A 25,722-nucleotide genomic window follows, 5' to 3' on the forward strand; every position below is an offset into this window, starting at 1 on the left:
ATCCCACTTCAAAAAGAAGCAGGATTTTAATATTATAATAGAGTAGTAGTTTATATGCTATTTAAAGCTTCAACTAATTGTGTTTTTTTGTTTCTACTTAGCGGTATTTCGTAAGCACCAACTTCAACATTCTTACTATTAAATCTATCTATTTTATCAAGATTTACAATGTATGATTTGTGTATTCTTAAAAACTTACCTTCTGGTAATTCTTTTTCAAAAGCTTTCATTGTAGATAAAACAACAAGGCTAGTATCTTCGGTAACTAATTTTACATAATCACCTAAAGCTTCTATCCATTTAATGTCTTTAATGTAAACTTTACGCTTTTTAAGGTTGCTTTTTACAAAAATATGCTCGCCTTCTTCTTGGCTAAAGTCTTGCTTAAGTTTGTGTTGTTCTACAGCTTTTTCAACAGCTTGGTTAAAACGCTCTCTAGAGATTGGTTTTTGTAAATAATCTGTAGCGTCGTAGTTAAAAGCTTTAAAAGCATACTCGGTTTTTCCTGTAACAAAAATAATTTGAGGCTTATTATTTAAAACGTCCAGAAGTTCAAAACCATTAAGAACTGGCATTTCAATATCTAAAAAGATAAGATCTACCTTATGTGTGTTTAGTCCATTTTTGGTTTCTAAAGCGCTGCTATATTCTGCAATTAGATTAAGGTTATTGTTCCCTTCAATTAGTTTTACAATAGACAATCTTTGGATTGCCGAGTCATCTACAACTACACAATTTAGTATCATAGCGTAAGTGTTTAGGTTAAGTTATCGACAATAGTACAAAAAATTCGGATTAAAACCAAAAAACATCGGTAAAATGTTTTTTTTAACAAAAATGTAAAATCATTCGAATATTTGTTTTACAGTTTGAAAAAAGAAATATTAAATAGAGTATTGTAATATTAAAGAAAAAGAATTACTTTTGCACTCATTTTTAACACAATAAAATAGATTTTTATGAATCATTATGAAACTGTTTTCATCTTAAATCCCGTTTTATCTGAAACACAGATAAAGGAAACAGTAAAGAAATACGAAGATTTTCTTGTTTCTAGAGGAGCTAAGATGGTATCTAAAGAAGATTGGGGACTAAAAAAATTAGCTTACCCTATTCAAAACAAAAAAAGTGGTTTTTATCACTTATTTGAGTACCAAGTAGAAGGAGAAGTAATCGAGCCTTTAGAAGTAGAATTTAGACGTGACGAGCGTTTTATGCGTTACTTAACTGTTGCAATGGACAAACACGCTGTTGCATGGGCAGAACGTAGAAGAGAAAAACTTAAACAAAAAGCGTAATCATCATGGCAAGTATCGAACAACAAGCAAAAGGAAAAAAAGAAGGAGAGATCAGATATTTAACTCCTTTAAACATAGAAACTAACAAGACTAAAAAGTATTGTCGTTTTAAAAAGTCTGGTATTAAGTATGTAGATTACAAAGATGCAGACTGGTTATTAAACTTTGTAAACGAGCAAGGTAAAATTTTACCAAGACGTTTAACAGGTACTTCTTTAAAATACCAAAGAAAAGTATCTGTAGCTGTAAAAAGAGCTCGTCACTTAGCTTTGTTACCATACGTAACAGATTTATTAAAATAAAATTATCATAACACAATGGAACTTATATTAAAACAAGACGTTGAAAACGTAGGATTTAAAGACGATGTTGTAACGGTAAAGAACGGTTATGGTAGAAACTTTTTAATCCCAACTGGACAAGCAATTTTAGCAACAAAATCTGCTAAAAAAGCATTAGACGAAACTTTAAAGCAACGTGCTTTTAAAGATAAAAAAGTTATTGAAGAGGCTAACAAAACGTTAGAAGCTTTAAAACAATTAGATATTAAAATAGCAGCTAAAGCTACAGAAGGTGCATCTGCAGGAGATAAATTATTTGGTTCTGTAACTAAATTAGATTTAGTAGAAGCTTTTGAAAAAGAAGGTCACACAGTAGATAAAAAATACGTATCTATTATTGGTGGTAACATCAAACGTTTAGGTCTTTACACTGCAACTGTACGTTTACACCGTGAAGCGTCTACAGATATAGAATTTGAAGTTGTAGCACAAGCTTAATAGTTTTTAGTAACTATAAAATATAAACCGTTTGGACTTGTTCTAAACGGTTTTTTTAATTTTAATCATACCGCTTTCGCGGAAATTGAAACTAATAAACAATGAAATACGCAAGACTAACAAAAGAACAATTTGAAGAATTGCACCAAGAATTTATCAACTTTTTAGCCACACAATCTATCACAGCAGACGAGTGGCAAACCATTAAAACCGAAAAGCCTGAAGTGGCAGAACAAGAGCTAGACGTATTTAGTGATTTGGTTTGGGAAGGCGTATTAACAGCAGCAAAATATTTAGAGCACATATCGCCAAAAAACATCCATTTATTTGCCTTAAACGAAGATCATATGCATCTTATAGGTATAAAAATAGAGAAGGAAGATGTAGATGTAACCACACCAGAAGGTTTTAATTGGTTACGAAATAATTTAATGGATGAAAGTGTAGAATTTGCCCAAGCCAAAAAAGAATATACCGAAGATAAAAACCTTGATAAATTTGCGCTAATCCAACAAGGAAGTGTGATTACAAAAGGCGAGTTGTATGAGTATATGAACAATTTAATCAACTAAAATTGTCATTGTTGCTTAGACAGTAATCTCATTAATTAACTTTCGTTATTTGTAACTAAACTACTATTTTTGTTATTACATTTAACAAAATAGACTTAAATCAAGTTGTCACACTGAGCTTGTCGAAGTGAGATATAAGAAAGAATAATCATTAAAATAAATTTCTGCAAACGCAGAAAGTTAATATGGCACAAAAACCAAGCATACCAAAAGGAACCAGAGATTTTAATCCAGAAGAAGTCGCAAAACGAAACTATATTTTTAATACGATAAAGTCAAAATTTGAACGTTTTGGATTTATGCCAATAGAAACACCAAGTTTTGAAAACTCAGACACCTTAATGGGTAAATATGGTGATGAAGGTGACCGCTTGATTTTTAAAATATTGAATAGTGGTGATTATCTTTCTAAAGCTGACCAAAAAGCTTATGACGAAAAGGATTCTAATAAATTAACTTCAAGTATCTCAGAAAAAGCCCTTCGTTATGATTTAACTGTACCATTTGCAAGATACGTAGTACAGCATCAAAACGAGATAGAATTTCCATTTAAACGTTATCAAATGCAACCGGTTTGGCGTGCAGACAGACCACAAAAAGGACGTTTTAGAGAGTTTTATCAGTGCGATGCAGATGTGGTTGGTAGCAATAGTCTATGGCAAGAAGTAGAGTTAGTACAATTGTATGACGATGTGTTTACTGCTTTAAAATTAGAAGGTGCAACCATAAAAATCAACAATCGTAAAATTTTATCTGGTATTGCAGAAGTAATTGGCGCAAGCGATAAATTAATCGATTTTACAGTTGCATTAGATAAGCTTGACAAAATAGGAGAGGAGAAGGTAAAAGAAGAAATGCTTGGTAAAGGAATTAGTCCAGAAGGTATAGAAAAACTTCAACCTTTATTTTCGTTATCAGGAGATTTTGGAACGCAAGTAGAAAGTTTGACGTCTATTTTAAGTACTTCAGAAGAAGGAAAAAAAGGAATAGAAGAACTTCAATTTATAAACACAGCAATTTCTGAGCTTGGTTTAAAATCGGCAATTTTACAATTAGATGTTACTTTAGCTCGTGGATTAAATTATTACACTGGTGCTATTTTTGAAGTTGCTGCTCCAAACGTAGCAATGGGCTCTATTGGTGGTGGCGGAAGATACGACGATTTAACAGGAATCTTCGGGATGAAAGATGTAAGTGGAGTTGGTATTAGCTTTGGGTTAGATCGTATTTATTTAGTGTTAGAAGAGTTAGATTTATTCCCAGAAACGATTACAAAATCTACCGAAGTTTTATTTATCAATTTTGGTGAAAAGGAAGCATTATTTAGTATGAAAGCCATAAAAAAACTAAGAGAATATGGTGTGAATGCTGAGTTGTATCCCGATGATGCTAAAATGAAAAAGCAAATGAATTATGCTAATAAAAGAGATATTCCATTTGTGGTGATAGTAGGTGAAGAAGAAATGAAAAACAATCTATTTGCACTAAAAAATATGAAAACAGGAGAGCAAAACAAAGTTGATATTGACTCTTTGACTTCTAAATTGAAACAAAATATTCAATCATAAACAAAAAAGCCGAAACTTAAGTTTCGGCTTTTTTTATGTTTAGTCAGGACGAGAGATTTATCTATTCGATTAAGACTTTTTTAGAAATCTCGCCAGAGTCTGTTTTCATATTAATAATATATGTACCTGTACTTAATTTACCAGTTTTTAAAGTAGTGTAAGCTGAAGTTTCAATCTCAGTTTCACTAAAGATTTCCTGAGATAAAATGTTGTATAATTTTACCGTAGTGATACTATGTAACTTCGGATTATTAATTACAATGCTTTCTTGACTGTTGTTATAGTACACATTAATCTCTTCAGCTAAGATATTATCTTCAACTCCTAAAGTTGAAGTTGTGCTAAAAACCATTGAGAAACGATTTAAATATTCACCAGCAGGTAAGTTAATCGTAAAATCGTTAGCTCTAATATCATGATACGTACTTGTTGCATTGTCTAAAATGTAAATATCTAAGTTATCCGGAACATTTTCTAAAGCATCGATTGTAAACGTGTTGTTTCCAGCATCGTCTGTATGAATACCGATAGGTAATACTGTGTTTACATCAATCACATCAGTTCCTTGAATGATAAATTTGTTGCCTTCAATCATCCAATACATATCATCCATTTGGTCTTCAGTTGTTTCACCATCATAACCCCAATCGTGACCAGCAGTTGCATGGGAATCTTGAGTCACTAATAATTGTCTATGGATACCATTTACTGTATTTACACCAAGTCTAATTTTTAAACGGTTATCTGAGTTATAAACTGAAGTTGTTTCGCTAGTATTTGCACTTCTAACAAATATAGAAGAAGCGCCGCCTTCTTTTTCAAACACACGTTGTGCATTAGTAAATCTTATTGTACCAGTTGCTTCACTCTTTACAAAGAAACCTTGTCCCACAGGAATATAACGACCAGGTAATTTAGAAGGTGTACCACCAGTAGCAACTAAAGGATCGTTTGTTCCGTAGGTTGCAGCAGGAGTAGCACCAGATAGGTTGTAAGTAGCGTAACCACCTTGATATTCAGCAAGGATATGAGATCCTCCTCCCCAATGTTCCCAGAAGTATAAAGTACCAGTTGTTGCGCCAGCAGCGTCAATAGTTGGTGCGTTATCCATTATAAATTGATGTGAATCAATAGCAGATGCGTAAGGGTTACCTACTAAATATTCATTATTGATTGTAATTGGTAAGGTAATGTCTCCGTTGTTAGGTTTACCTTGGTATGCATAGTTTTGTTCTAATGTTACGTTACCAGATGTGTTAGCTACACCTTTCATGGTAAACCCTTCACCAGGAAGTAAAGAACCTGTACTACGTATGTGTTGCCAATCTGCATAAGCACCTGATTGGTTAGCGTATTTCCAAATCCAATAATCAGCAATACCAATAGGTGATCCTGAAGTACCATTATAACCATTAGTGATAAAATTAATAGCAGTTGGAGCAGCAGGATTACTACCATCTCTAAATACATTAGGTAAGGTATAACTATTGTTATTAGTTGTTGAATTTATCACACCAACCGGTGAAGCCCAATAATTATAAGTATATAAATCGCGCGTACCTTGTTGGTCACGCTCTAGGCTACCAGAGCTAGTTGGATCTAAATCACTGTCAGTAGTTTGGATTAATTGAGATTCGCCTTCTAAATCAATTTTACCATCGATTTTAAGATAGTGTGTTACTGTTAAACCATTACCAGCATTTGTAGATGTATCTCCAGATAGTTCAAGTTCATTAGCAGTTACAAATAGACCAAGCACAGAACGGTTTTGGTTATTGCCAGTAGGTAAACTAGTGTTATCCATAGTGATATTATGAGATGTTTCCACGATATTCCAATCTACAGTAATGGTTGGATCTACAATAGAAGCAGAACCAGGAATATATTGCTCAGCACCATTAGTCCAAGATGAGTTATTATCCCACGTTCCATTACTTGTTGTTGTATATGGAAGAGGAGACGTTTGATATTCTAAATTGAATTCTGAAGGTTCTGCTAAACTACCTCTATTTCCGTTTCCAGAGACATCGTTAAGGTGAGTTCCTATGTAAGAATTCATATTATAATATGCTAATAAGTTACTCCAGTTAACTACGGATATATCATTTTTTGTTACTGTTGATGGTAAAACATCACCATTAACCATAGATGCGTTTTGTATTAACTCTTGATTCATCACAAATCTTAACTGATCTATAGTTAATGCGCTATCCCATATACGAATTTCATCTAAGTCACCTTTAAAATAGTCAACAATATTAAGTTTATCGATGTATACTGCACCAATTGCTAAAGAAGAACCGTTAGGTGTAGACGCTGTAATTACTTTAGTATTATCTAATACACCATCAATGTAAAGGTTTGCAGTTGTACCATTATAGGTCACAGCAACATGATGCCAAATATTGTCTGGCAATTGTGTGTTAGCATCAATTCTATCTGTAGCAGTATTTGTTCCTACTGAAAAAGCAGGATAGTTGTTGTTAGTTAAAAATAACTTATATCCAACTGTACCATTATTTTTAGCTAAGATTGTTTTGTCTGTTCCTAAAGCATTAGCGCCATCAGGTTTTACCCAAGCAGAAGCTGTAAAACTTCCTGCTAAATCAACTCTATCACCAATATTTGTGTAGTTGTCAATACCGTCAAAACCAAGTTGTCTGTCTATAACTTCTTCATGTGCAATACCAATAGTGAAGTATTTAGTACCATCAAAATCAAAAGTACCTTCACGTGTTGGTAATCCACTAAAAGTTGAAGCGTCTAAAAACGATGTTCTTAAGTTTGTCGTAAAAGTTGGATCATCAGCAACAAGCATTACATAAGCATCGTTGCCAGTTAATGGAGGTAAACCGGTTAAGTCAGATTCGAAAACTGATAATTCTACAGTTCCTACATCATCACCAGCAGTTTCAACTATTTTCCAAATTCTGTTCATAACATCTGTTACAGTTGTTACTGTTGCAGGTCCTAAACTTACAACAATAGAAGTAGCAGATGAGTTGGTGTCTAGTCCGTTATTTCCCCAAACAAGATATTCATTACTTGTGTTAAACGTTTGAGTATTTAGGTTGTTGGTTAACTCTGTATTATTTAAAGAGAATGAAACAATCGCGCTGTTATTTACACTCTTTGATTGTTTTTGGTATAAATCAGAATCATCATCACGTCCAATCCCAGCAATATCATAATTATAACCAGCATTTGCAGAAGTGTCCCAAATAATGGTTCCATCTGATGCTGCATAATCTTTAGATGTGCCATTAACGCCTAAAGTAATTCCGTATTTGATAGCTAAGTAAGATTCAATTCTATTTCTTTCATCTGTAACAGAAGCATTATTCTTTCTTGAAGAAAATGTAATTACTTCTGCAATTGTACCATAATAACTAGCACGGTAAGCTTGACTTCTTCCAATCCAGAAATTAGAATTATTGATGTTAGTAAATTGAGGCGAGCCTACTTCGTAATTATCAACTCTTATACCATTATATAATACTTCTTGTGCATTAGGAGAAGAGCTACTGTTGTTTCTTGCATTGATGATTCCTACATTATTATAAGAAGGTGCACTTCCTGTTTGAGCAACACCATAACCTCTTAAATTTATATCTGAAGGGTTTGGCTCAGGAGTAGAAGAGATGGCATAGGTTAAAACCTCGTTGTTCATTCTAACGGTGTATCCGCCCCAACCAATTCCTGTTACATCTTTGTCTGTAGTATTACTAGAATCTGCGTCTCCACAAAACATATCCATTGCACCGTAAGAACTACTAACAGTTTCTTCAGGAAAAGCAACTATAAAAATATCTTGCGTATAAAAACCTGTAGAGCCTTCTAAGTATTGTTGTGGCGTGTAATTTAAATTAGTTTCGTAAGGTGAATTAGGTGTGTTATTAAAATCAATTACAGCATTGTAATTTACATTTTTACCATATGTGTCTCTGTAAGACGGTTCTTGACCAGCTGTGTGCACTGTTGCATTATTTGTATTGGCTTGATCAAACCATGTGCTTAAAGGTTGGTTGTCAGATATTCCTGCACCATCATTAGCTTTTAGCCATAATTCAAGATCTGTAGTTACTCCACCAGGACCTTCAGATAAAGGTGTTAATCCGTAACCCTGGATATTGAAAGTAAAAGGATCTTCGTTAGAATCGTTATTAGCTATAGAAACGGTTGCGCCTCTAAGACCATTCCCAGAAGGATCAAAAGTAATATCAAAAGTTGTTGTGCTTCCTGCAGAAATTGAATTAGAAGGCGTAGCAGTTAATGTGAAATCTCCAGCATTTGGACCAGAAATATTCACATAAGGCGATGCACCAGTTAGATTTAAAGTTAATAAACCAGTGTTTCTTATAGTGAATGTATGTGTTGCAGATCCAGCAGCTACATTAATACTACCAAAATCGGTATCATCAGAAGTTGAAGGAGTAATGTCGTTATTTAAAATGTCAGTAGCGTTACCTTCAATAGCTATTTCTGGTAAAGGTGTAGTTACAGCTGTTAAAGAAATATCATCTATAGCCATATCACTTCTATAGTTAGAACCCATTGTTCCAGAAATTCTTATCGTAACTGTTTGTCCTAAATAGGCAGATAAATCTATTGAAGCTAAGCTCCATGCAGAACCATTACTTGTGTGTTGTTGTCCTGTAACCGAAAATACATTATTAGGAAATGTAACACCGTTATTTGTACTTAAGTCTACATTTAAAGATCCCATGTTGCTACCATACATGTGATAGTAAAATGAGAAATTTGCTGAACTTGCAGCAGATAAATCAAAACAAGGACTAATCAAGTCAGTTGTATTGTTACTATTACCAGAGGCTTCAGTAAACATATACCAGTTTCCTCCGTTTGCTCCATTTGGTCCTGTGTTGTTAGAAGGTGTTCCGTTTTGGTTTCTTGTCCAATCAAAGTTATCTGTTGTGCTTTGTGTCCATTGTCCTAATCCAGATTCAAAACCTTCGTTATAGGGAAAACTACTAACAATAGCCGAGCAAGAACTAGAACAACCACCACTAACATTAAAGTTTAATGTTGTACCAGATGGGCTAGCACTTGCACCAGAATTTGTGAGTACTGTAGTTCCTGAAGAGGTAATGGTTATGTTTGAAGTAGCACCATTCCAACCATCTCCATAAGTATCGTACATTCTGATATAGTAGTTGTTTCCGTCAGGAATACAGCCTAATGATACTGTTGTAGAATAAGAGTCGTCACAACAACCGTCGTATCCATTATCAATTGTAGCTATAATTGTGTTTGATGGATTGTAAATTTCTACTCTGTTTTCAGAAGACCAATTAGGCCAATTTACACTAACCTCAACAATCGAGGTTTGCGCGTAAGAAAATGAAACAAACATTAAAAATAATACTAATGTGTATGCTTGTTTTAATGTTAGCTTTTTTAAACTCTTTGGGGTAGAATTTTTCATAAGCAGGTTTGTTTTGGGTTAGGATTAACATTAATATGGGCTAAAACTATGAAAACCAATGATTAAGTGCAAAAATATTCGATGAAATGTATTTTTAAAAAGAATTTACTTACAAAATAACGGTAAAATAACTATTTTTATCGTTTAAATGTATTTCAGGGTATTCGTTTAAAAAAAAGCCGAAACGGTTAGTTTCGGCTTTTAGTTATTTTTAGATGAGAGATTTATCTATTCGATTAAGACTTTTTTAGAAATCTCACCAGAGTCCGTTTTCATTTTGATAATGTAAGTACCTGTATTTAATTTACCTGTTTTTAAAGTAGTGTAATCTAAAGTTTCAATCTCGGTTTCACTAAAGATTTCCTGAGATAAAATGTTGTATAATTTTACCGTAGTGATACTGTGTAACTTCGGATTATTAATTACAATGCTTTCTTGACTATTATTATAGTAAATATTAATATCTTCTGCTAAGATATTATCTTCAACTCCTAAAGTTGAAGTTGTACTAAACACCATTGAGAAACGATTTAAATATTCACCAGCAGGTAAGTTAATCGTAAAATCGTTAGCTCTAATATCATGATACGTATTTGTTGCATTATCTAAAATGTAAATATCTAAGTTATCCGGAACATTTTCTAAAGCATCAATTGTAAACGTGTTGTTTCCAGCATCGTCTGTATGAATACCGATAGGTAATACTGTGTTTACATCAATAACATCAGTTCCTTGAATGATAAATTTATTACCTTCAATCATCCAGTACATATCATCCATTTGAGATTCTGTGATTTCGCCATCATAACCCCAATCGTGACCAGCAGTAGCATGTGAATCTTGAGTGACTAATAATTGTCTGTGAATACCATTAACAGTATTAACACCTAGTCTGATTTTTAAACGGTTATCTGAGTTATAAACTGAAGTTGTTTGACTCGTGTTAGCGCTTTTCATAAATATAGAAGAAGCACCACCTTCTTTTTCAAAAACACGTTGAGAGTTGTTAAATCTTATTGTGCCAGTAGCTTCACTCTTTACAAAGAAACCTTGTCCCACAGGAATATAGCGACCAGGAAGTTTTGTTGGAGTACCACCAGTAGCAACTAATGGATCATTAGTACCTAAAGAAGCAGCAGGAGTAGCACCAGATAGGTTGTATGTAGCATAACCACCTTGATATTCTGCAAGGATATGAGATCCTCCGCCCCAATGTTCCCAGAAATATAAAGTACCTGTTGTTGCACCAGAACCCTGAATAGTAGGAGCGTTATCAATAATGAACTGATGAGCATCTAATGCAGAAGCATAAGGGTTTCCTACTAAATACTCATTATTTGCAGTAATAGGTAAAGTAATATCTCCGTTGTTAGGTTTACCTTGGTATACATAGTTTTGTTCTAATGTTACGTTACCAGACGTGTTTGCTATACCTTTCATAGTAAATCCTTCACCAGGAAGTAAAGAACCTGTACTACGTACGTGTTGCCAATCTGCATAAGCACCTGATTGGTTAGCGTATTTCCAAATCCAATAATCTGCAATACCAATAGGTGATCCTGAAGTACCATTATAACCATTAGTAATGAAATTAATAGCAGTTGGAGCAGCAGGATTAGAACCATCTCTAAAGACATTAGGTAAAGTATAACTATTGTTATTTGTTGTTGAATTTATCACACCAACAGGAGAAGCCCAATAATTATAAGTATATAAATCACGTGTACCTTGTTGGTCACGCTCTAGACTACCAGAACTAGTTGGATCTAAATCACTATCTGTTGTTTGGATTAATTGAGATTCGCCTTCTAAATCAATTTTACCATCAATTTTAAGGTAGTGCGTTACTGTTAAACCATTACCAGTATTTGTTGATGTGTCACCAGATAATTCAAGCTCATTAGCAGTTACAAATAGACCAAGCACAGAACGGTTTTGGTTATTACCAGCAGGTAACCCAATATTGTCCATTGTAATATTATGAGATGTTTCCACAATATTCCAATCTACAGTAATCGTTGGATCAACGATAGAAGCAGAGCCAGGTATATATTGTTCAGCACCATTAGTCCAAGATGAGTTATTATCCCAAGTTCCATTTGTTGTTGTGGTATATGGTAATGGAGCAGCTTGATTATCCATAATGTTTTTACCTGTTACAAGGTATTTTATTCTCACCCAATTCTTATGTCCAGATCCATCTACTACAGTAGTACCATAAAATTCATTTATATTATGATAAGCTTGCATGTCGCTCCAAGGTAAGCTAGTTGCTTCATTAAGAGTGACAGTTTGAGGTAAGTATAAACCATCTACAGTACCGCTAAGGTTTTCAAGTTCTTGATTCATTAAGTACTGAATTTGGTTTTGAGTTAAAACTCTATCCCAGATTCTTACTTCGTCTATATCTCCATTAAAAGAATTACTAATAGTGCTCTTGTCTATATAGTTTACACCAATTGCAAAATGATCTGTAGTTGCAACAGGAATAGCAACACCACTAATAGGACTATTGCCATCTTCTACACCATCAATATATAATCTTAAATCACCACCAGAATATGTGTAAGCAACATGATGCCAGTAGGTGTCTGCAATGGTAGTTGCAGATTCTGAATAGTTAGTTCCGTTAATGTTAGCTCTTATTCTTCCATTACTTCTAACTTCAAAATTGTAAGCATTTCCTTTGGAAACATAATTACCACCGTTTCCTAAATTTCTTACCCATGCAGAAACTGTATAAGAAGAATTTAGGTTAACAACGTCTTCTCCTACTAGGAAGTCACCAGCAGAGAACTCTACATTATACTTTCCTGTCACTCTTGAAGCAATACCGAAAGTAAAATATTTAGTGTTTTCAAAATCATACCAAGTTTCGTAGGTTGATCCGTTTACAGTCATTGGTATAACGTCTACTATATCATTAGTTCCAAAAGAAGAAGTGTTTGAAACTACTATGGCATATTCTTCATCCGAAGCTTTTGCTGGTAGTACAGATGTAGGTATAGATACTTTTACATCTCTAACATCATTACCACTTTCTACGATTTTCCAACGTCTATCAAATAAAGTAGTAACTGAAGTTGAAGACGCGCCTAAGTTTACAGATAATACGCTAGATCCTGATAAAGCACCATTGTTGTGTCCCCAAATTAAATAGTCTCTGTCATTATCAAAACTATATGTGTTGTTAGAGTTTGTAGAAGTTATATTTCCGTGTCCTATTGTAACTACACTAGAAGTGTTTATACTTTTAGATTGTTTTTGTACGTGATTAGAAGCATCATCTCTAAAAATTCCTGCAATGTCATAATTAAATCCAGAGTTTGTAGTTGCATTCCATACTACATTTCCGTTAGAATCTATATAATCCATAGCAGTACCATTAACACCAAGTGTAATACCATATTTTAAAGCAAGGTAGGTTTCAATACGTCTTCTTTCTGAAGCTCCGTCATTTTTTCTTGAGTTAAAAGTAATTACTTCGGCTATTTTTCCGTCAAAACTACCATTGTAGTATTGACTTCTTCCAAGCCAATATTTTCTGTTATTTACAGGAGCGTATAACGAAATATCATTTAAAGAAGTAGAGACAGAATTTGCATTAAGATACATTTCCATATCTGTATTTCCTGAGTTTTGTCTTACATTAATAATATTGAAATTATTATAGTTATTTGAACCAGATGTATCACCACGACCATAACCAGTGTAAGGACCAGATCCACTACTACTACCTATACAATATGTAAAGTATTCTCCAGATAATCTTTGAGTATAACCACCAAAACCAACACCTGTTACATCTTCTGCATAACTATCTCCTAATGGATCAGAGCTAGTAAAAGTGTCTAAAGGAAGCATCGAAGTAGTAACTGTTGGGTCTGCAATAACCACTAAAAACATATCATTGCTATTAAAGCCAGAAGAACCGCTTAATTCATCTCTATTATTTATATACGTCATGTCAGCACCAGCTGTATTGTGGTCATTTTGAAACTCGATAACAGGATTAAAGTTTAAGTTGTCGTTTGCGTTGTTTCTATACACAGGTTCTTGACCAGACACTGCTGTAGTTGCATTATTTCCTTTGCCATTATCTACCCAAGTACTTACGTTTGTTCCGTCAGTTGTTACTCCGTAACCATTTATCTTGTCTCCTCTAAGCCATAAATCTAAGTTTGAGCTAACTCCACCAGGACCAGTTGTAGGAGTACAAAACGAAGTTCCTGAAATTGTAACTAAATCAATAAATACTTGATCATCATTATCACTAGCGTCACATCTTACTCTAAACCTTGATGTTAATGAAAAGGTATAATCTGTAGCTAAAATAGAAACTGTTCTAGCATAAAAAATAGGCGAGTTTGAAGTTTCAAAATCTGCTGTTTTACGAGCTACTTCTCCACTTTCAAAAGACTTTACAGTTGTCCAAGATAATCCACCATCGTTACTATACTCAATTAAGAAATCTTCAGAATATGTTTTGTTCCCCGACCAATCATATGTTGAATCCATACTATTAGGAGCAAAGAAAAACTTAAAGTCAACTTTATCGTAAGGAGTAAGGTTAAATATAGGTGAATCAAATGATGAGCTACTTCCTGAATTATCTCTTATTAATAAAGAACTACTTCCTGAATATGACCAAGTGGCATTTGTTGTTCTATATGCATCACTTCCTAATATATTACCTTGTAACCATCCATCTGTTCCTGATTCAAAATCTGCATTGTGTAATACTGTTGTGCCACACGGAGGAGGAATGATACCTGTTCCTTGTATGTTGAAATTGAAAGGGTTTTCATCAGTGTCATCATTTGCAAAAGATACTGTAGCTGTTCTCACACCTGTAGCACTAGGGTTAAATTGAATGGTAAATGATGTGTTTCCTCCAGCAGCTATAGGAGTAGAAGGGTTTGCTATTAATGTAAAGTCTGCTGCATTTGCACCAGTAATAGTAACATATGGTGAAGCACCAGTTAAGTTTAAATTGATGTTCCCTGAGTTTGAAATTGTAAAGGTTTGGTTAACAGTTCCTCCTGCTATATCTGCTGTTCCAAAATCTGTCCCATCAACGGTAGAAGGTGTTGTATCACCATCATTAATGTTGGTGGCATTACCTGTAACACTAATTTCGTTGTAAGGAGTTGAAGCTATTATGTTTACAGTGTAATCTTCAACTTCTCCATAGCTAAAAGATTCACAAGAGGTTGGAATAGCATTATACTTCATGCTTACACGCATTCTTGTACTTCCAGTTAGCGCAGTTGCAGGCACTGTAAAGTTTCCTGATACAGGAGAAGCTGTACTAGGAGAATTAGAAAAAACTAATTCACCAGGATCTGTAAAAACATTATTCTGGTTATAGTCAATCCAAACAGCGTATCCTTCAGAATAAGCAGAACCTGTCCATGTAGGCGTCACTGTAATTGTATAGTTTGAGTTCTGATTAAGGTTAGTACTTATTCCTGTAAAATTAGAATAACCTATACTAGTTGTTCCATCACCTGAAGGGTTGTTAATAGTATTTAATTGAACACGGCTAATGTATTCATCACTAGTGTTGTTTCCGTTAGATGAACATTGCGAAAACGCTTTATTGCTTAAAATTAAATTAAACAAAATGGCAATAGCAAGACATAACTTGTTTAAGTGTTTTGTTTTCATAGTAGGTTGATTTGGATTAGTTTTGGGGCTAATCACAGTTTATTTGCATTTACTTTTTTACACTAAAAAAGGGTGTTTCCTTTTTATTGTTTTATAAGCTTTTTAGTTATTAATTGTTGAGTTTTAACATCTTTAATTCTGATAAAATAAGTTCCGCTTGACACCGATTTTAAATCATCGATGGTAATTACGTAATTATTTAATCTTGGGTTTTCTTTTATGATTAATCTCCCTTTTAAATCATAAATAGAAACCTCTAATTCTTGTCCAATTAAATCTGATGATAGACTTATGTTAAAACTATCATTAAATGGATTTGGATATATTTTTATTTCATTTAGAATAAACTCATTATTACCTAAACTAGGCTCAGTTATATTTACAGTGTAATCTTCAACTTCTCCATAATCAAATGATCCACAAGAATTAGGGCTAGTGTTGTATCTCATAGAAACTCTCATTCTTGTGCTTCCAATTAAAGCATCATTTGGTATAGAAAAACTACCGCTAACTGGAGTTGATTGTGATGCTCCACTAGTAAAGACGTTTTCTCCTGCGTCTTCAAAGTCTCCATCTTTATTAAAATCAATCCAAACTGAAACTGCTTCGTTATACTGAGTTCCTGTCCATATTTTTGAAATACTAATGTTGTGTGTTAAGTTTTTATCTAAATCTGTACTTATATATGTGAAGTCAGAATAACCTGTTCCTGTTGTTCCTTCTCCAGATGTATTATTGATTGTGTTTAATGTTACATTTCCTATGTATTCGTCAGTAGTGCTTTGACCGTTAGAGTTACAGTAATTAACATTAGTTGTAACAAAACTAATTGTAGATGAATAAGCAGAAGTAGCAGTATCACATTTAGACCTAACCTCTACTTCATAAGTTGTTGTTGGTTGTAATCCTGTAATTGTATGACTACTAGTGGTTAAGTTAGGTACATCTGTCCAAGTTGAAGCACCAGAAACACGGTAACGTAAATCGTAAGTAGCAGAAGGTATCGCATCCCAAGTAACTGTAGCTTCTGTAGCTGTTATTGAAGATGTAGATACGTTTACAGGAACATCTGTTTGACAAGGTATTTGAATACTAATAATTTTGAAATCATCAATAAAAAATCCATCAGATGTTGTTGTGTAATTTTCTGATACGTTACTACCATCTGTTCTAAAGTTAAATCTAAACTTTACGTTAGTTGCACCTAATAAATAAGAGTTGTTTGCTGCATCTATTGCAATTTCTTCCATTACCCAATTATCCATTCTGTCTCCATCATAGACTTGTCCCATACTGTTCGCTTGGAAGTTAGATGTACCTCCTTTATTATCATGAGAAGTAGTGTTGCTTGTAGCATTTGGCTTTGTGTATTTACCACAAAGAGGTTGCCAGCTACTACCACCGTTAGTAGACCCTAAGATTTCAACAAAATCATAGTTTCTTTCAATATCCCATTTAGAGTAAAATTGTACAACTATAGATGTTGAATTAGAAAAATCATAACTATTTGTGGTTGTTAAAGTTCTTGTGGTATTATTAGAATAAGGAGCACCGCTACTTGTTCTTAAAGCATTTGTTCCTGTGTAAGTATCTGTACTTGATGTTGTCCATCCGCCAGATTGTGTCCATCCAGAAATACCATCTATATCAGGGTCATGATCAAAAAGTACAGTTGGTTGGTAGTATTTTTCATAGTTAACATCGTAAATAATACCGTTATCATTAGATAATTTTACGTTGTATTCTATTTTTTCATTTGCAACAATACTAGGATCTAATTGTATTTGAGCTGAAACATTTCTTTGTTCTAAAATATTTATTCCCGTTTGAGTTGCTGGAGCATTTATGCTAATAATATTTGATGAAATTGGTGTGATTGTTAAAGTGAAATCACTAGCTGTTTGACCAATTCTTTCAATACCAAAGTCTAAGTTAGCAGTTGTATTATCAATATTACTTTGTGTTAAGTCGTGTAGTTTTGCATATTTACCACCATAATAAGCTGTACCAAAAGAAATGCGCATAGATCTTTTAGCAATAGGTATAATTGATGTTTGTGGTGGCCAAAAACCCTCACTACCATGTTCTGGTGTAGTGCCTAAAATAGCTTGACCAGAACCTGTGTGTCCGTTGTTATCTGGTGCACCACCAAGCATCCAGTCGTCAGGTATACCATTAGACTCATAAAAGATTGTAGCTCCATAAAGGTATCTGTTGTAACGAGTCATTTCTTCATGCCATCTGTAAAATTCATCTTCTCTTCCTGAGTTTAAAGTTGGTACTCCTCCGTAAGGATGAGGTACAGAGTTAGCAAATGAATGATTCCAAACTCCAGTTTCAAAGTTTCTACTTAAAATAAAATCTTCCATAATCTGAGTTTCTGGCTCAGAAGAAGGAGAAGGTCCTCTATATGTTCCACTAGTTTGAGTGCCCGAAGAACCTATATTATTATATCCCCAATAGTAATCAAAGTTTCTGTTTAAATCTACACCTCTTGTAGTTGTCGTATTTGTTGTTCCTCCTGTATTAGGTCTTAAGTTTTTACGTTGCATTCCGCCTCCATTAGAATTTAGGTGCTCGTTCCATCTTAAACCATCAGGATTTACAACTGGTACAAAATAAAGTTCGTTATTATCAACTAATTCTTTAACAGCATCATTAGTATTATAGTTTTCAATTAAATACCACATAAAGTAAATGTTATTCATTAAAGCACTTACTTCTCTTGAGTGAATCATAGAAGTGAAAAGAATTTGAGGTTTTGTATTTTCTGGTGTTGAAGACTCGTTACCAGTAATTCTTACATAGTATATAGTTTCAGGGTTCCATCTTGATGTTCCTTGACCGTTATATGTTAATCCATTATTAGAAATAGTTCCAGAAGGATTTCCCCATGTGGTTTGTCCAGTTGGTGATGCGTCTAATTTTTGAGAAACAATATCTAAACCATTTGTTACAGAATATGTTCTCATCTCATCAAGTTCAGATTTCATTTCACTTAATGTTAAACATCCACCCATAGAACCCAAGTTGAAGTTTTGTGGAGTTGCCCAATCAATTTCGTCACAATTTATATATTGTATAATATTGTCTTGTACAATGCTTGAAATTGATGCACGTTGCATTGTGTTAGAATTATTGATTGATGCAGACTTTTCAGCATTTAGTTCTGCGTTTGCTTTTGCTTTAGTCTTTGTTGCTCTATCACTGTAAAACTTTTCTAAATCATCAATTACAACTTTAAAAGATATATTTTCATTAGTTAATAGGTTAACTTCTTCATTAGTTAAATCTAATATTAAATTATCATGAGAATGTTTGGTTCCGCAATTTAAATCTATACCAGAGGTAGCTATTTTTAATAAAGTAGATTCTGAAGGATTAGTAATGCTAATTCTTTTATGAGAATCTTGTGCAAATATTAGTTGTGTTAGAAATACAAATAAAATTGTAATTAGTAGGTTAGTTTTTTTCATAACTATGTATGAGTATGGTTTTAATTAATTAGGGTTGTACAATATTATATTATTTACAATTTTTAAATACTTTAATTTTATTCAGGATATTTCATTTCTATTAAATGCAATAATATCCGATTAAAAACAGAAGTATTTACCTACAAATGTATATTAGATTATATTAAATTATCTATAAAAAGCATAAATTTTCGATAAAATACATTTAATATTTGCTTTTTCTCTGATAATTAGATAATTACAAAATGTTAAATTTATTCATTTGAACATTCATTTCATTAAAAATCTTACAAATTTATACTAAATAGCTGTTTTTTAATAAGTTAAATCTTATTAAAAATAAGGTTATGCTCTAAAAATAATACTGTAATATAAAGTGCTATAGGGTTTAAAATAAAAAAAGCTAAGACGTACATCTTAGCTTTTTTCTTGTAGCGAGGACGAGATTTGAACTCGTGACCTCTGGGTTATGAATCCAACGCTCTAACCAACTGAGCTACCTCGCCATATTTTGGAGGTGCAAATATAACAACAATATTAAATCAAGCAAACATTATTTTTAAAATTAAATATTTTTTAAAATGATTTCTAAACTTGTTAATTAATGTATATATTGGGCAGTAATAATTTTCAAGAAAAAATAAATGGAAGAAAAAATAAAGTATGAGTTAGAATTTCCTATTCATGCGTCACCGTCGCTTATATATCAGTATATTTCAACACCATCAGGATTATCAGAATGGTTTGCAGATAACGTAAACTCTAGAGGAGAATTATTTAAGTTTATTTGGGATGGGGCAGAAGAACAAGCAAATTTACTTACAAAAAAATCTGGCGAACGTGTAAAATTTAGATGGATGGATGATGAAGACGAGCCATATTATTTTGAAATTAGAATTCAGGTAGACGAAATAACTAAAGATGTATCTTTAATGATAACAGATTTTGCTGAAGAAGATGAAGTGGAAGAAGCAAAAATGTTATGGACTAATCAAATTTCTGATTTAAAACAAGTCTTAGGTTCTGCATAAAAATCGTAACAATTAAATTATATTTGTCCCAAAGAAATTTGGGACTTTTTTTATGATTAATTTTAACGGAAACTTACAAGGTAAAAAAACAGTAATAACTAATAATAATCGTGCATACGCTTTTGGTGACGGACTTTTTGAAACCATAAAAGCAGTACACGGTAAGCTTCTTTTTTTTGAAGATCATTATTTTAGACTAATGGCATCCATGCGTATTATGCGTATGGAAATACCAATGACCTTTACTTTAGAGTATCTTCAAGATGAAATTTTAAAAACCTTAAAAGCAAATCAATTAGACAATGCTACTAGCCGCGTTAAGTTACAGGTGCATAGAGTAGAAGGTGGTTTGTATCAACCAGAAAGTAATGATGTTGAATTTATAGTTTCAGTAAAAGCTTTAGATCAAGATTTCTATTTATTAAATGAAGGCAATTATGAAGTTGATCTATTTAAAGATTTTTATGTATCGCCTAGCTTAATTTCGACCTTAAAAACTAACAACAAAGCTATAAATATTGTAGGTAGTATTTATGCAAAAGAAAATAAGTTAGATAATTGTTTGTTAATAAATACTAATAAAAGTGTAGTTGAAGCTTTAAATGGAAATGTTTTTTTAGTCAAAGGAAATACAATAAAAACTCCACCACTATCAGATGGTTGTTTAAAAGGAATTATAAGAAAGCAGTTGATAGAAATTATTAATTTGATGGACGAATATACTTTAGAAGAAACTTCAATTTCTCCTTTTGAAATCCAAAAAGCAGACGAAATGTTTATTACTAATGTAATAACAGGTATTCAACCAGTATCAAAATATAGAAAAAAGCAATTTAAGACAGATGTAGCAAAAGCATTACTGCAAAAGCTGAATGTAAAGGTAAGATTAAGTTAGTTGTAGCTTGGGTTTTCTGGTGCATTAGACCAAATAGAATAATCGCCTCCTAGCTCTAACATTTTTTCTTTCCAAAAGGTTTCGTAGTCTTTTTCAATAATATCTTTTTCATAAGTGTTTTTGGTAACAACCCATGCGTTAGATTTTAATTCGTCTTCTAATTGATTAATATCCCAACCAGAATATCCTAAAAAGAATTTTATGTCTTTTTGATCAATTTTGTTTTCAGCAATAAGTTCTGCAACCACATTAAAATCTCCGCCCCAAAAAATACCTAAAGATATTTCAATACTATCAGGTATTAAATCTGGTCTTTTATGAATAAAGTAAAGATTATCTTGTTCTACAGGTCCACCATTGTAAACTCTAAAAGAAACATCAAGTTCTGGTATTAAATCTTTAATTGTGTAGTTTAAGGGCTTGTTTAGTATAAAACCAATAGAGCCTTCTTCGTTATGATCTGTAAGTAAAACTATAGATCTGTTAAATGAAATATCACCTATTATAGAAGGTTCTGCAATTAATAAATCACCCTTTTTTGGTTTGGTTGTAGTCATAAATTAAAAGGATTATTTTATTAAATGTAATATTATTTTGTTTAAATACCAATTATAATGAAGTATAAACACAAAAAAAGCCTTCTTTTAAGAAGGCTTTTTGGTAATTATTTTATGCAAATACTAGTTTACAGCGTTTGCTAAATCAGATCCAGCTTTAAACTTAACAACGTTTTTAGCTTTGATTTTGATAGTTTTTCCAGTTTGAGGGTTTCTTCCTTCTCTTGCAGCTCTTCTAGTAACTGACCAAGATCCAAAACCTACTAAAGAAACTCTGTTTCCTTTTTGTAAAGCTCCTTCAATTTCGATTAATGCACACTCTAAAGCTTTTTTAGCTGCTGCTTTAGTAATTCCTGCGTGCTCCGCCATTGCGTCGATTAAATCTGTTTTGTTCATAATTTTAATTTTAATTATTAATAAATAGTTGATTAAACATATTTTTTGTTAAATCCTTCTACAAATTTATACGGATTATGCTACTATGCAAGTAATAGTAAGGGAAATAGGTTGTTTTGTTAATAAGTTGCGCCTTTTGTTAATAAAGAAGCTTGTTTTTTTACTTTTTTTAATAAAATCAGTGATAATAAGGCTTTACAGCATTTTTGCATTTTCACTTAAAGAAAATCCGTTTAAAAGTGATTTTACATCCATATTTCTCTTACCTGGAAGCTTAATTTCAAGGATTGATATAAACCCGCCTTTTGCAGCTACTTTAATTGAGGATTTGTCAAAAATTACCGTTCCTATTGCTAAATTGTGATTTTCGGTTTCTTTTTCAGCTTTATAGATTTTTACGTCTAATTCTTCGTCTTCATTTTTTAAAATACACCACGCAGCAGGATATGGACTTAGGCCTCTAATTTGGTTATATATATGGTCTAAATTTACTTGCCAATTAATTTTACAATTATCTCTGTTTAATTTATAGGCTGTTTTGCTAATCGCGTCTTCTGGTTGAGGTGTTGTTTTTACATTTCCTTGTTCGATTAGTTTAATTGTGTCTATTACTAGATTGCTACCAACTTGCATTAATTTGTCATGTAAGCTACCAGCGTTTTCTTTTGGATCTATTTCTACTTCTTTTTGAAGAATCATTTCTCCTGTATCAATTTTTTCATCTATAAAAAATGTAGAAACACCTGTTTTGGTTTCGCCATTTATTATAGCCCAATTTATTGGTGCTGCACCGCGATAGTTTGGTAATAATGAAGCGTGAAGATTAAATGTGCCATATTCTGGCATATCCCAAACTACTTTTGGTAACATTCTAAATGCTACTATAATTTGTAGATTGGCGTTTAGCGATTTTAATTCATCTAAAAAATCTTCACTTTTAAGATTAGTTGGTTGTAAAATGTGTAGCCCTTTTTCTTTTGCAAAGGTTTTTACAGCGCTTTCATTTAACTTTCTTCCACGACCTGCTGGTCTATCTGGAGCTGTAATCACGCCAACTACATTATAATTATGTTCTAATATGGTTTTTAAGGTTTGCACAGCAAAATCTGGCGTACCCATAAATACTATTCGTAAATCTTTCATTTTATAAATGTTTTAATTTATAAGTGTTTGTTGCAGTAACTTCAATTATGTTACGCTCTAACATCTTTTTTAATGTGTTGTTTATTTGTTCTTCAGAAAAAGGTAACGTTTTAAATAAGTCTTTAGAGCTTAAATGACCAAATTCTAATTGTTTGATAATTTCTTTATTAATGTCTGCTGAAGTCGCTTTAACTGAAACATCTTTCTTTTTAATGCAGACAGAGCAAATCCCACATTCTTCTAATTCTTTTTCTCCAAAATAGGATAGTAGTTGAATGCTTTTGCAAACGTCATTATTATTAACGTAATCTAAAACGGCTTTGACTTGTTTTTTCTTTAAATCGTTTTGTTGCTCTATGGTTTTTGCAATTCGGTTAATGGTTTTATCGTCTTCTCTTGGTTCGATAAAAGTAATCTGTGCATCTGTTTTATGAATGTTAAGCGTAATAACTTCATCTTTTTCTAATTGCTTTAAAGCCATAAAAAGCTGCTCTTCACTAACATTTGCTTTATTAGCGACTAAACTGTTGTTTATTTTGGTTTGATGCTCAAAAATACCACCGTAGGTTCTTAAAATAGCTTTAACGATGGTAGCAAGTTGTTTATTGGTTTCTAAATAAGAAAACAGCGCTTTGTTAGGTATAATAAACTGTACTTCAGTACGATTATTAAACTGTTTGCTTAATGCAATAACACTAGTTCTGTCTAATGTTTGTAGTGTGTTATAAGTTGTTACAGGATTAAAATTATATGTTTTACAGAATTGATTAAAATTGAATTCAAAAGTTTGGTAAGCGCCTTCACCATAAGAAATTTGAAAATAGTTACTCAATTTTCTATATACAGCTTTTACAAAATCTACAGTTGGCAATACACTTATAAATTGTTTATGTAAAAGCGCATCGTCATTTTTGTTTTTTAAAATTACAGCAAAAGCTTTGGCATTATCTCTTCCTGCGCGACCAGCTTCTTGAAAGTAATTTTCTATACTATCGGGTAAATTTAAATGAATGACTGTTTTTACATCAGCTTTGTCAATACCCATTCCAAACGCATTGGTAGCCACCATAACTTGTTTTTGATTACTTATCCAATCATTAAGGTGTTGGTCTTTTTCGGTATTGTTTAATCCACCGTGATAAAAAGTGCTACTAATGTTTTTTTGTTCTAAAAAGTTAGAAATTTCAATAGTTAATCTTCTGTTTCTAACATAAATAATAGAAGATTGTTTGTTTTTATTTAAAATAGCTTCTAAACGGAAGAACTTATCTTCTTCCTCAAAAACCATGTAAGCTATATTGGGTCTGTAAAAGGATTGCTTAAAGATTTTTGGGTCTAAAAAATCAAGTTCGGTTACAATATCGTCAATTACATTTGGCGTTGCACTAGCTGTAAGCGCTATAACATTAACGCTTGGCTGTAATTCTCTTAATAATGTTATGTTTTTATAGGCTGGTCTAAAATCGTTTCCCCATTGGCTTATGCAATGTGCTTCGTCTACCGCAATTAGATTAACATTCATTTGTCTAATTCGGTCTTGTACTAGTTCTTGTTGTAAACGTTCTGGAGATAGGTATAAAAACTTATAATTTCCGTAGATACAATTATCTAAAAGGGTATCAATTTCAGCAGGTTTTATTCCGCTAGTTAATGCAATTGCTTTGATACCTTTATTTTGTAAGGCTCTAACTTGATCTTTCATTAACGCCACTAACGGGGAAATGACAATACAAATACCTTCTTTAGCTAAAGCAGGAACTTGAAAACAAATACTTTTTCCGCCACCAGTTGGAAGTAGTGCAAAAGCGTCTTCGCCATTTAAAACAGCGTTTATGATTTCTTCTTGTAAAGGTCTAAACGATGTAAATTTCCAATAACGCTCTAATATGTTTATTGGATGTTGCATTACAAGGCTTTTACAACGTTTAAAATATGTTTAGCTCTTTCTTCTATACTTCCAAAAGGTACGTCCTGTAAGTGATAGTCGTACTTTTTATAGGTTTCTAGTAAGCTATCATGAATTTGTTTTGCTTGTTCAAAATTTTCATAACGTTCGTTATCACTTTTAAAAATTTCTTGCCAAGGAGCCAAAATAAACACATAATCATAAGTGTTTTCTTGGCATGAAGTAATGAAATTTTCAGGATAACTTTCGTTAGCATAATCCATATATGCAACAACATCTGGTATACCTCGATCTAAGAATACAAACTCGTTATCACTGTTTTCTGCCTCTACATATTGTTGTTCTCTTCCTTTTAATAATAACTCGCTAAATAATAAAGGTTTGGTTAAAAATAATTGCTCAACACCATCTTTTCTTGCGTCTAAAATAACTTGTCTAGAGATTTCTTCGTAGCAAGTATAACCACGTTTTGTAAGCTCGTTAATAATTGAAGATTTTCCTGTTCCTGGTCCGCCAGTAATAACTATTTTTTTTGTAATCAAAGTCTGTAAATTAAAGTGTAAAAATCGGAATTAAATTCTTTAAAAAAAAATGTAAACAAATTGGTATATTTGCGACTTATAATAACGCTATGGATAATATACCAAATAAAGACGAATTTTACGCTAAATTAAAAAGCCAATTGCAAGATACCGCAATGTGGCCTACAGAATATTTGTATAAATTTATTGTGCAAACAGAAAAATCAAAAATAGAACACGTAGAAATTATTTTTGATAACATGGGCGCAGTAATTAATACAAAAGAATCTAGCAATGGTAAATATACCAGCGTTTCGGTTAGCGTAAAAATGAAAAATCCTGACCATGTTATAGAAAAGTATAAAGAGGTCGGAGAAAAAATTGAAGGCGTAATAAGCCTTTAATTTTTTTTTGTATTTTGCAACTGCATTAGAAACTTCAAATGCAAAATATATAAATACTAC

At 32.5% G+C, this 25,722-nt stretch carries 17 protein-coding genes and 1 tRNA gene; 8 read left to right on the plus strand and 10 right to left on the minus strand.

The window, feature by feature from the left end:
- Nucleotides 1-50 precede the first annotated feature (50 nt).
- Nucleotides 51-746, minus strand: coding sequence for a LytTR family DNA-binding domain-containing protein (locus WA327_RS09040; RefSeq protein ID WP_304143488.1), 696 nt, complete (start codon nt 744-746; stop codon nt 51-53).
- Between the two features lie 213 nt (nt 747-959).
- On the opposite strand from WA327_RS09040, the gene rpsF reads away from it, so the two are divergent.
- The 5 genes from rpsF to hisS all read left to right on the plus strand — a co-directional run bounded on the left by rpsF (nt 960) and on the right by hisS (nt 4,217).
- Nucleotides 960-1,298, plus strand: coding sequence for a 30S ribosomal protein S6 (gene rpsF / locus WA327_RS09045; RefSeq protein WP_336068871.1), 339 nt, complete (start codon nt 960-962; stop codon nt 1,296-1,298).
- 5 nt (nt 1,299-1,303) lie between these two features.
- The gene (rpsR, locus tag WA327_RS09050) at nt 1,304-1,600 is read left to right on the plus strand and encodes a 30S ribosomal protein S18 (RefSeq protein ID WP_027878687.1); all 297 of its coding nucleotides are present in this window, start codon (nt 1,304-1,306) and stop codon (nt 1,598-1,600) included.
- A gap of 15 nt (nt 1,601-1,615) precedes the next feature.
- The gene (rplI, locus tag WA327_RS09055; RefSeq protein WP_336068875.1) at nt 1,616-2,077 is read left to right on the plus strand and encodes a 50S ribosomal protein L9; all 462 of its coding nucleotides are present in this window, start codon (nt 1,616-1,618) and stop codon (nt 2,075-2,077) included.
- 101 nt (nt 2,078-2,178) lie between these two features.
- Entirely contained in the window at nt 2,179-2,649 is a 471-nt protein-coding gene (locus tag WA327_RS09060; RefSeq protein WP_336068876.1) for a DUF6495 family protein, read from the plus strand.
- A 185-nt stretch (nt 2,650-2,834) separates the two neighbouring features.
- Nucleotides 2,835-4,217, plus strand: coding sequence for a histidine--tRNA ligase (gene hisS / locus WA327_RS09065; protein WP_336068877.1), 1,383 nt, complete (start codon nt 2,835-2,837; stop codon nt 4,215-4,217).
- Nucleotides 4,218-4,278: 61 nt separating this feature from the next.
- Here hisS and WA327_RS09070 read toward each other — a convergent pair whose 3' ends face one another.
- From WA327_RS09070 to WA327_RS09085, 4 genes are all read right to left on the minus strand, one after another.
- Nucleotides 4,279-9,663 (minus strand): LamG-like jellyroll fold domain-containing protein, encoded by a 5,385-nt coding sequence (locus WA327_RS09070; RefSeq protein WP_336068878.1) that lies wholly within the window; start codon nt 9,661-9,663, stop codon nt 4,279-4,281.
- Between the two features lie 228 nt (nt 9,664-9,891).
- On the minus strand, nt 9,892-15,333 hold the full coding sequence (locus WA327_RS09075; RefSeq protein ID WP_336068880.1) for a LamG-like jellyroll fold domain-containing protein: 5,442 nt from the start codon (nt 15,331-15,333) through the stop codon (nt 9,892-9,894).
- 83 nt (nt 15,334-15,416) lie between these two features.
- A complete protein-coding gene (locus WA327_RS09080) occupies nt 15,417-18,809 on the minus strand; it encodes a M14 family zinc carboxypeptidase (protein WP_336068882.1) in 3,393 nt (1,130 codons plus the stop codon).
- A gap of 432 nt (nt 18,810-19,241) precedes the next feature.
- Nucleotides 19,242-19,315 (minus strand) — tRNA-Met (locus WA327_RS09085).
- A gap of 138 nt (nt 19,316-19,453) precedes the next feature.
- Between WA327_RS09085 and WA327_RS09090 the strand changes: the two genes are divergently transcribed.
- Both WA327_RS09090 and WA327_RS09095 read left to right on the plus strand, forming a co-directional pair.
- Nucleotides 19,454-19,840 carry an START-like domain-containing protein gene (locus WA327_RS09090; protein WP_336068886.1) on the plus strand — a complete coding sequence of 129 codons (387 nt, stop codon included), beginning with the start codon at nt 19,454-19,456 and terminating at the stop codon, nt 19,838-19,840.
- A 52-nt stretch (nt 19,841-19,892) separates the two neighbouring features.
- A complete protein-coding gene (locus tag WA327_RS09095; protein ID WP_336068887.1) occupies nt 19,893-20,735 on the plus strand; it encodes an aminotransferase class IV in 843 nt (280 codons plus the stop codon).
- On the opposite strand, the gene WA327_RS09100 is transcribed toward WA327_RS09095, so the two are convergent.
- The 5 genes from WA327_RS09100 to WA327_RS09120 form a co-directional block, all read right to left on the minus strand.
- A complete protein-coding gene (locus tag WA327_RS09100; RefSeq protein WP_336068890.1) occupies nt 20,732-21,292 on the minus strand; it encodes a YqgE/AlgH family protein in 561 nt (186 codons plus the stop codon). The genes WA327_RS09095 and WA327_RS09100 overlap by 4 nt on opposite strands.
- A 123-nt stretch (nt 21,293-21,415) precedes the next feature.
- Nucleotides 21,416-21,688: an HU family DNA-binding protein gene (locus tag WA327_RS09105; RefSeq protein ID WP_027878698.1), complete on the minus strand. Its 273-nt coding sequence runs from the start codon at nt 21,686-21,688 to the stop codon at nt 21,416-21,418.
- A 195-nt stretch (nt 21,689-21,883) separates the two neighbouring features.
- Nucleotides 21,884-22,831, minus strand: a complete 948-nt coding sequence (gene fmt, locus WA327_RS09110; protein WP_336068893.1) for a methionyl-tRNA formyltransferase — start codon at nt 22,829-22,831, stop codon at nt 21,884-21,886.
- A 1-nt stretch (nt 22,832) separates the two neighbouring features.
- Entirely contained in the window at nt 22,833-24,737 is a 1,905-nt protein-coding gene (locus tag WA327_RS09115) for a RecQ family ATP-dependent DNA helicase (RefSeq protein ID WP_336068895.1), read from the minus strand.
- Nucleotides 24,737-25,279, minus strand: coding sequence for an ATP-binding protein (locus tag WA327_RS09120; RefSeq protein WP_336068896.1), 543 nt, complete (start codon nt 25,277-25,279; stop codon nt 24,737-24,739). Before WA327_RS09120 ends, WA327_RS09115 begins: the two co-directional genes overlap by 1 nt.
- A gap of 89 nt (nt 25,280-25,368) precedes the next feature.
- Here WA327_RS09120 and WA327_RS09125 point away from each other — a divergent pair, with 89 nt between their 5' ends.
- Nucleotides 25,369-25,662 carry a DUF493 family protein gene (locus tag WA327_RS09125; RefSeq protein ID WP_336068898.1) on the plus strand — a complete coding sequence of 98 codons (294 nt, stop codon included), beginning with the start codon at nt 25,369-25,371 and terminating at the stop codon, nt 25,660-25,662.
- Nucleotides 25,663-25,722: the final 60 nt, after the last annotated feature.

The sequence above is a fragment of the Mesoflavibacter sp. CH_XMU1404-2 genome (genome assembly GCF_037029465.1).
Lineage (GTDB): Bacteria > Bacteroidota > Bacteroidia > Flavobacteriales > Flavobacteriaceae > Mesoflavibacter.

Excerpts from the sequence above, each read along its gene's own strand:
- WA327_RS09040 (WP_304143488.1), bottom strand. The coding sequence starts at position 746 with ATGATACTAAATTGTGTAGTTGTAGATGACTCGGCAATCCAAAGATTG.
- rpsF (WP_336068871.1), top strand. The coding sequence starts at position 960 with ATGAATCATTATGAAACTGTTTTCATCTTAAATCCCGTTTTATCTGAA.
- rpsR (WP_027878687.1), top strand. The coding sequence starts at position 1,304 with ATGGCAAGTATCGAACAACAAGCAAAAGGAAAAAAAGAAGGAGAGATC.
- rplI (WP_336068875.1), top strand. The coding sequence starts at position 1,616 with ATGGAACTTATATTAAAACAAGACGTTGAAAACGTAGGATTTAAAGAC.
- WA327_RS09060 (WP_336068876.1), top strand. The coding sequence starts at position 2,179 with ATGAAATACGCAAGACTAACAAAAGAACAATTTGAAGAATTGCACCAA.
- hisS (WP_336068877.1), top strand. The coding sequence starts at position 2,835 with ATGGCACAAAAACCAAGCATACCAAAAGGAACCAGAGATTTTAATCCA.
- WA327_RS09070 (WP_336068878.1), bottom strand. The coding sequence starts at position 9,663 with ATGAAAAATTCTACCCCAAAGAGTTTAAAAAAGCTAACATTAAAACAA.
- WA327_RS09075 (WP_336068880.1), bottom strand. The coding sequence starts at position 15,333 with ATGAAAACAAAACACTTAAACAAGTTATGTCTTGCTATTGCCATTTTG.
- WA327_RS09080 (WP_336068882.1), bottom strand. The coding sequence starts at position 18,809 with ATGAAAAAAACTAACCTACTAATTACAATTTTATTTGTATTTCTAACA.
- WA327_RS09090 (WP_336068886.1), top strand. The coding sequence starts at position 19,454 with ATGGAAGAAAAAATAAAGTATGAGTTAGAATTTCCTATTCATGCGTCA.
- WA327_RS09095 (WP_336068887.1), top strand. The coding sequence starts at position 19,893 with ATGATTAATTTTAACGGAAACTTACAAGGTAAAAAAACAGTAATAACT.
- WA327_RS09100 (WP_336068890.1), bottom strand. The coding sequence starts at position 21,292 with ATGACTACAACCAAACCAAAAAAGGGTGATTTATTAATTGCAGAACCT.
- WA327_RS09105 (WP_027878698.1), bottom strand. The coding sequence starts at position 21,688 with ATGAACAAAACAGATTTAATCGACGCAATGGCGGAGCACGCAGGAATT.
- fmt (WP_336068893.1), bottom strand. The coding sequence starts at position 22,831 with ATGAAAGATTTACGAATAGTATTTATGGGTACGCCAGATTTTGCTGTG.
- WA327_RS09115 (WP_336068895.1), bottom strand. The coding sequence starts at position 24,737 with ATGCAACATCCAATAAACATATTAGAGCGTTATTGGAAATTTACATCG.
- WA327_RS09125 (WP_336068898.1), top strand. The coding sequence starts at position 25,369 with ATGGATAATATACCAAATAAAGACGAATTTTACGCTAAATTAAAAAGC.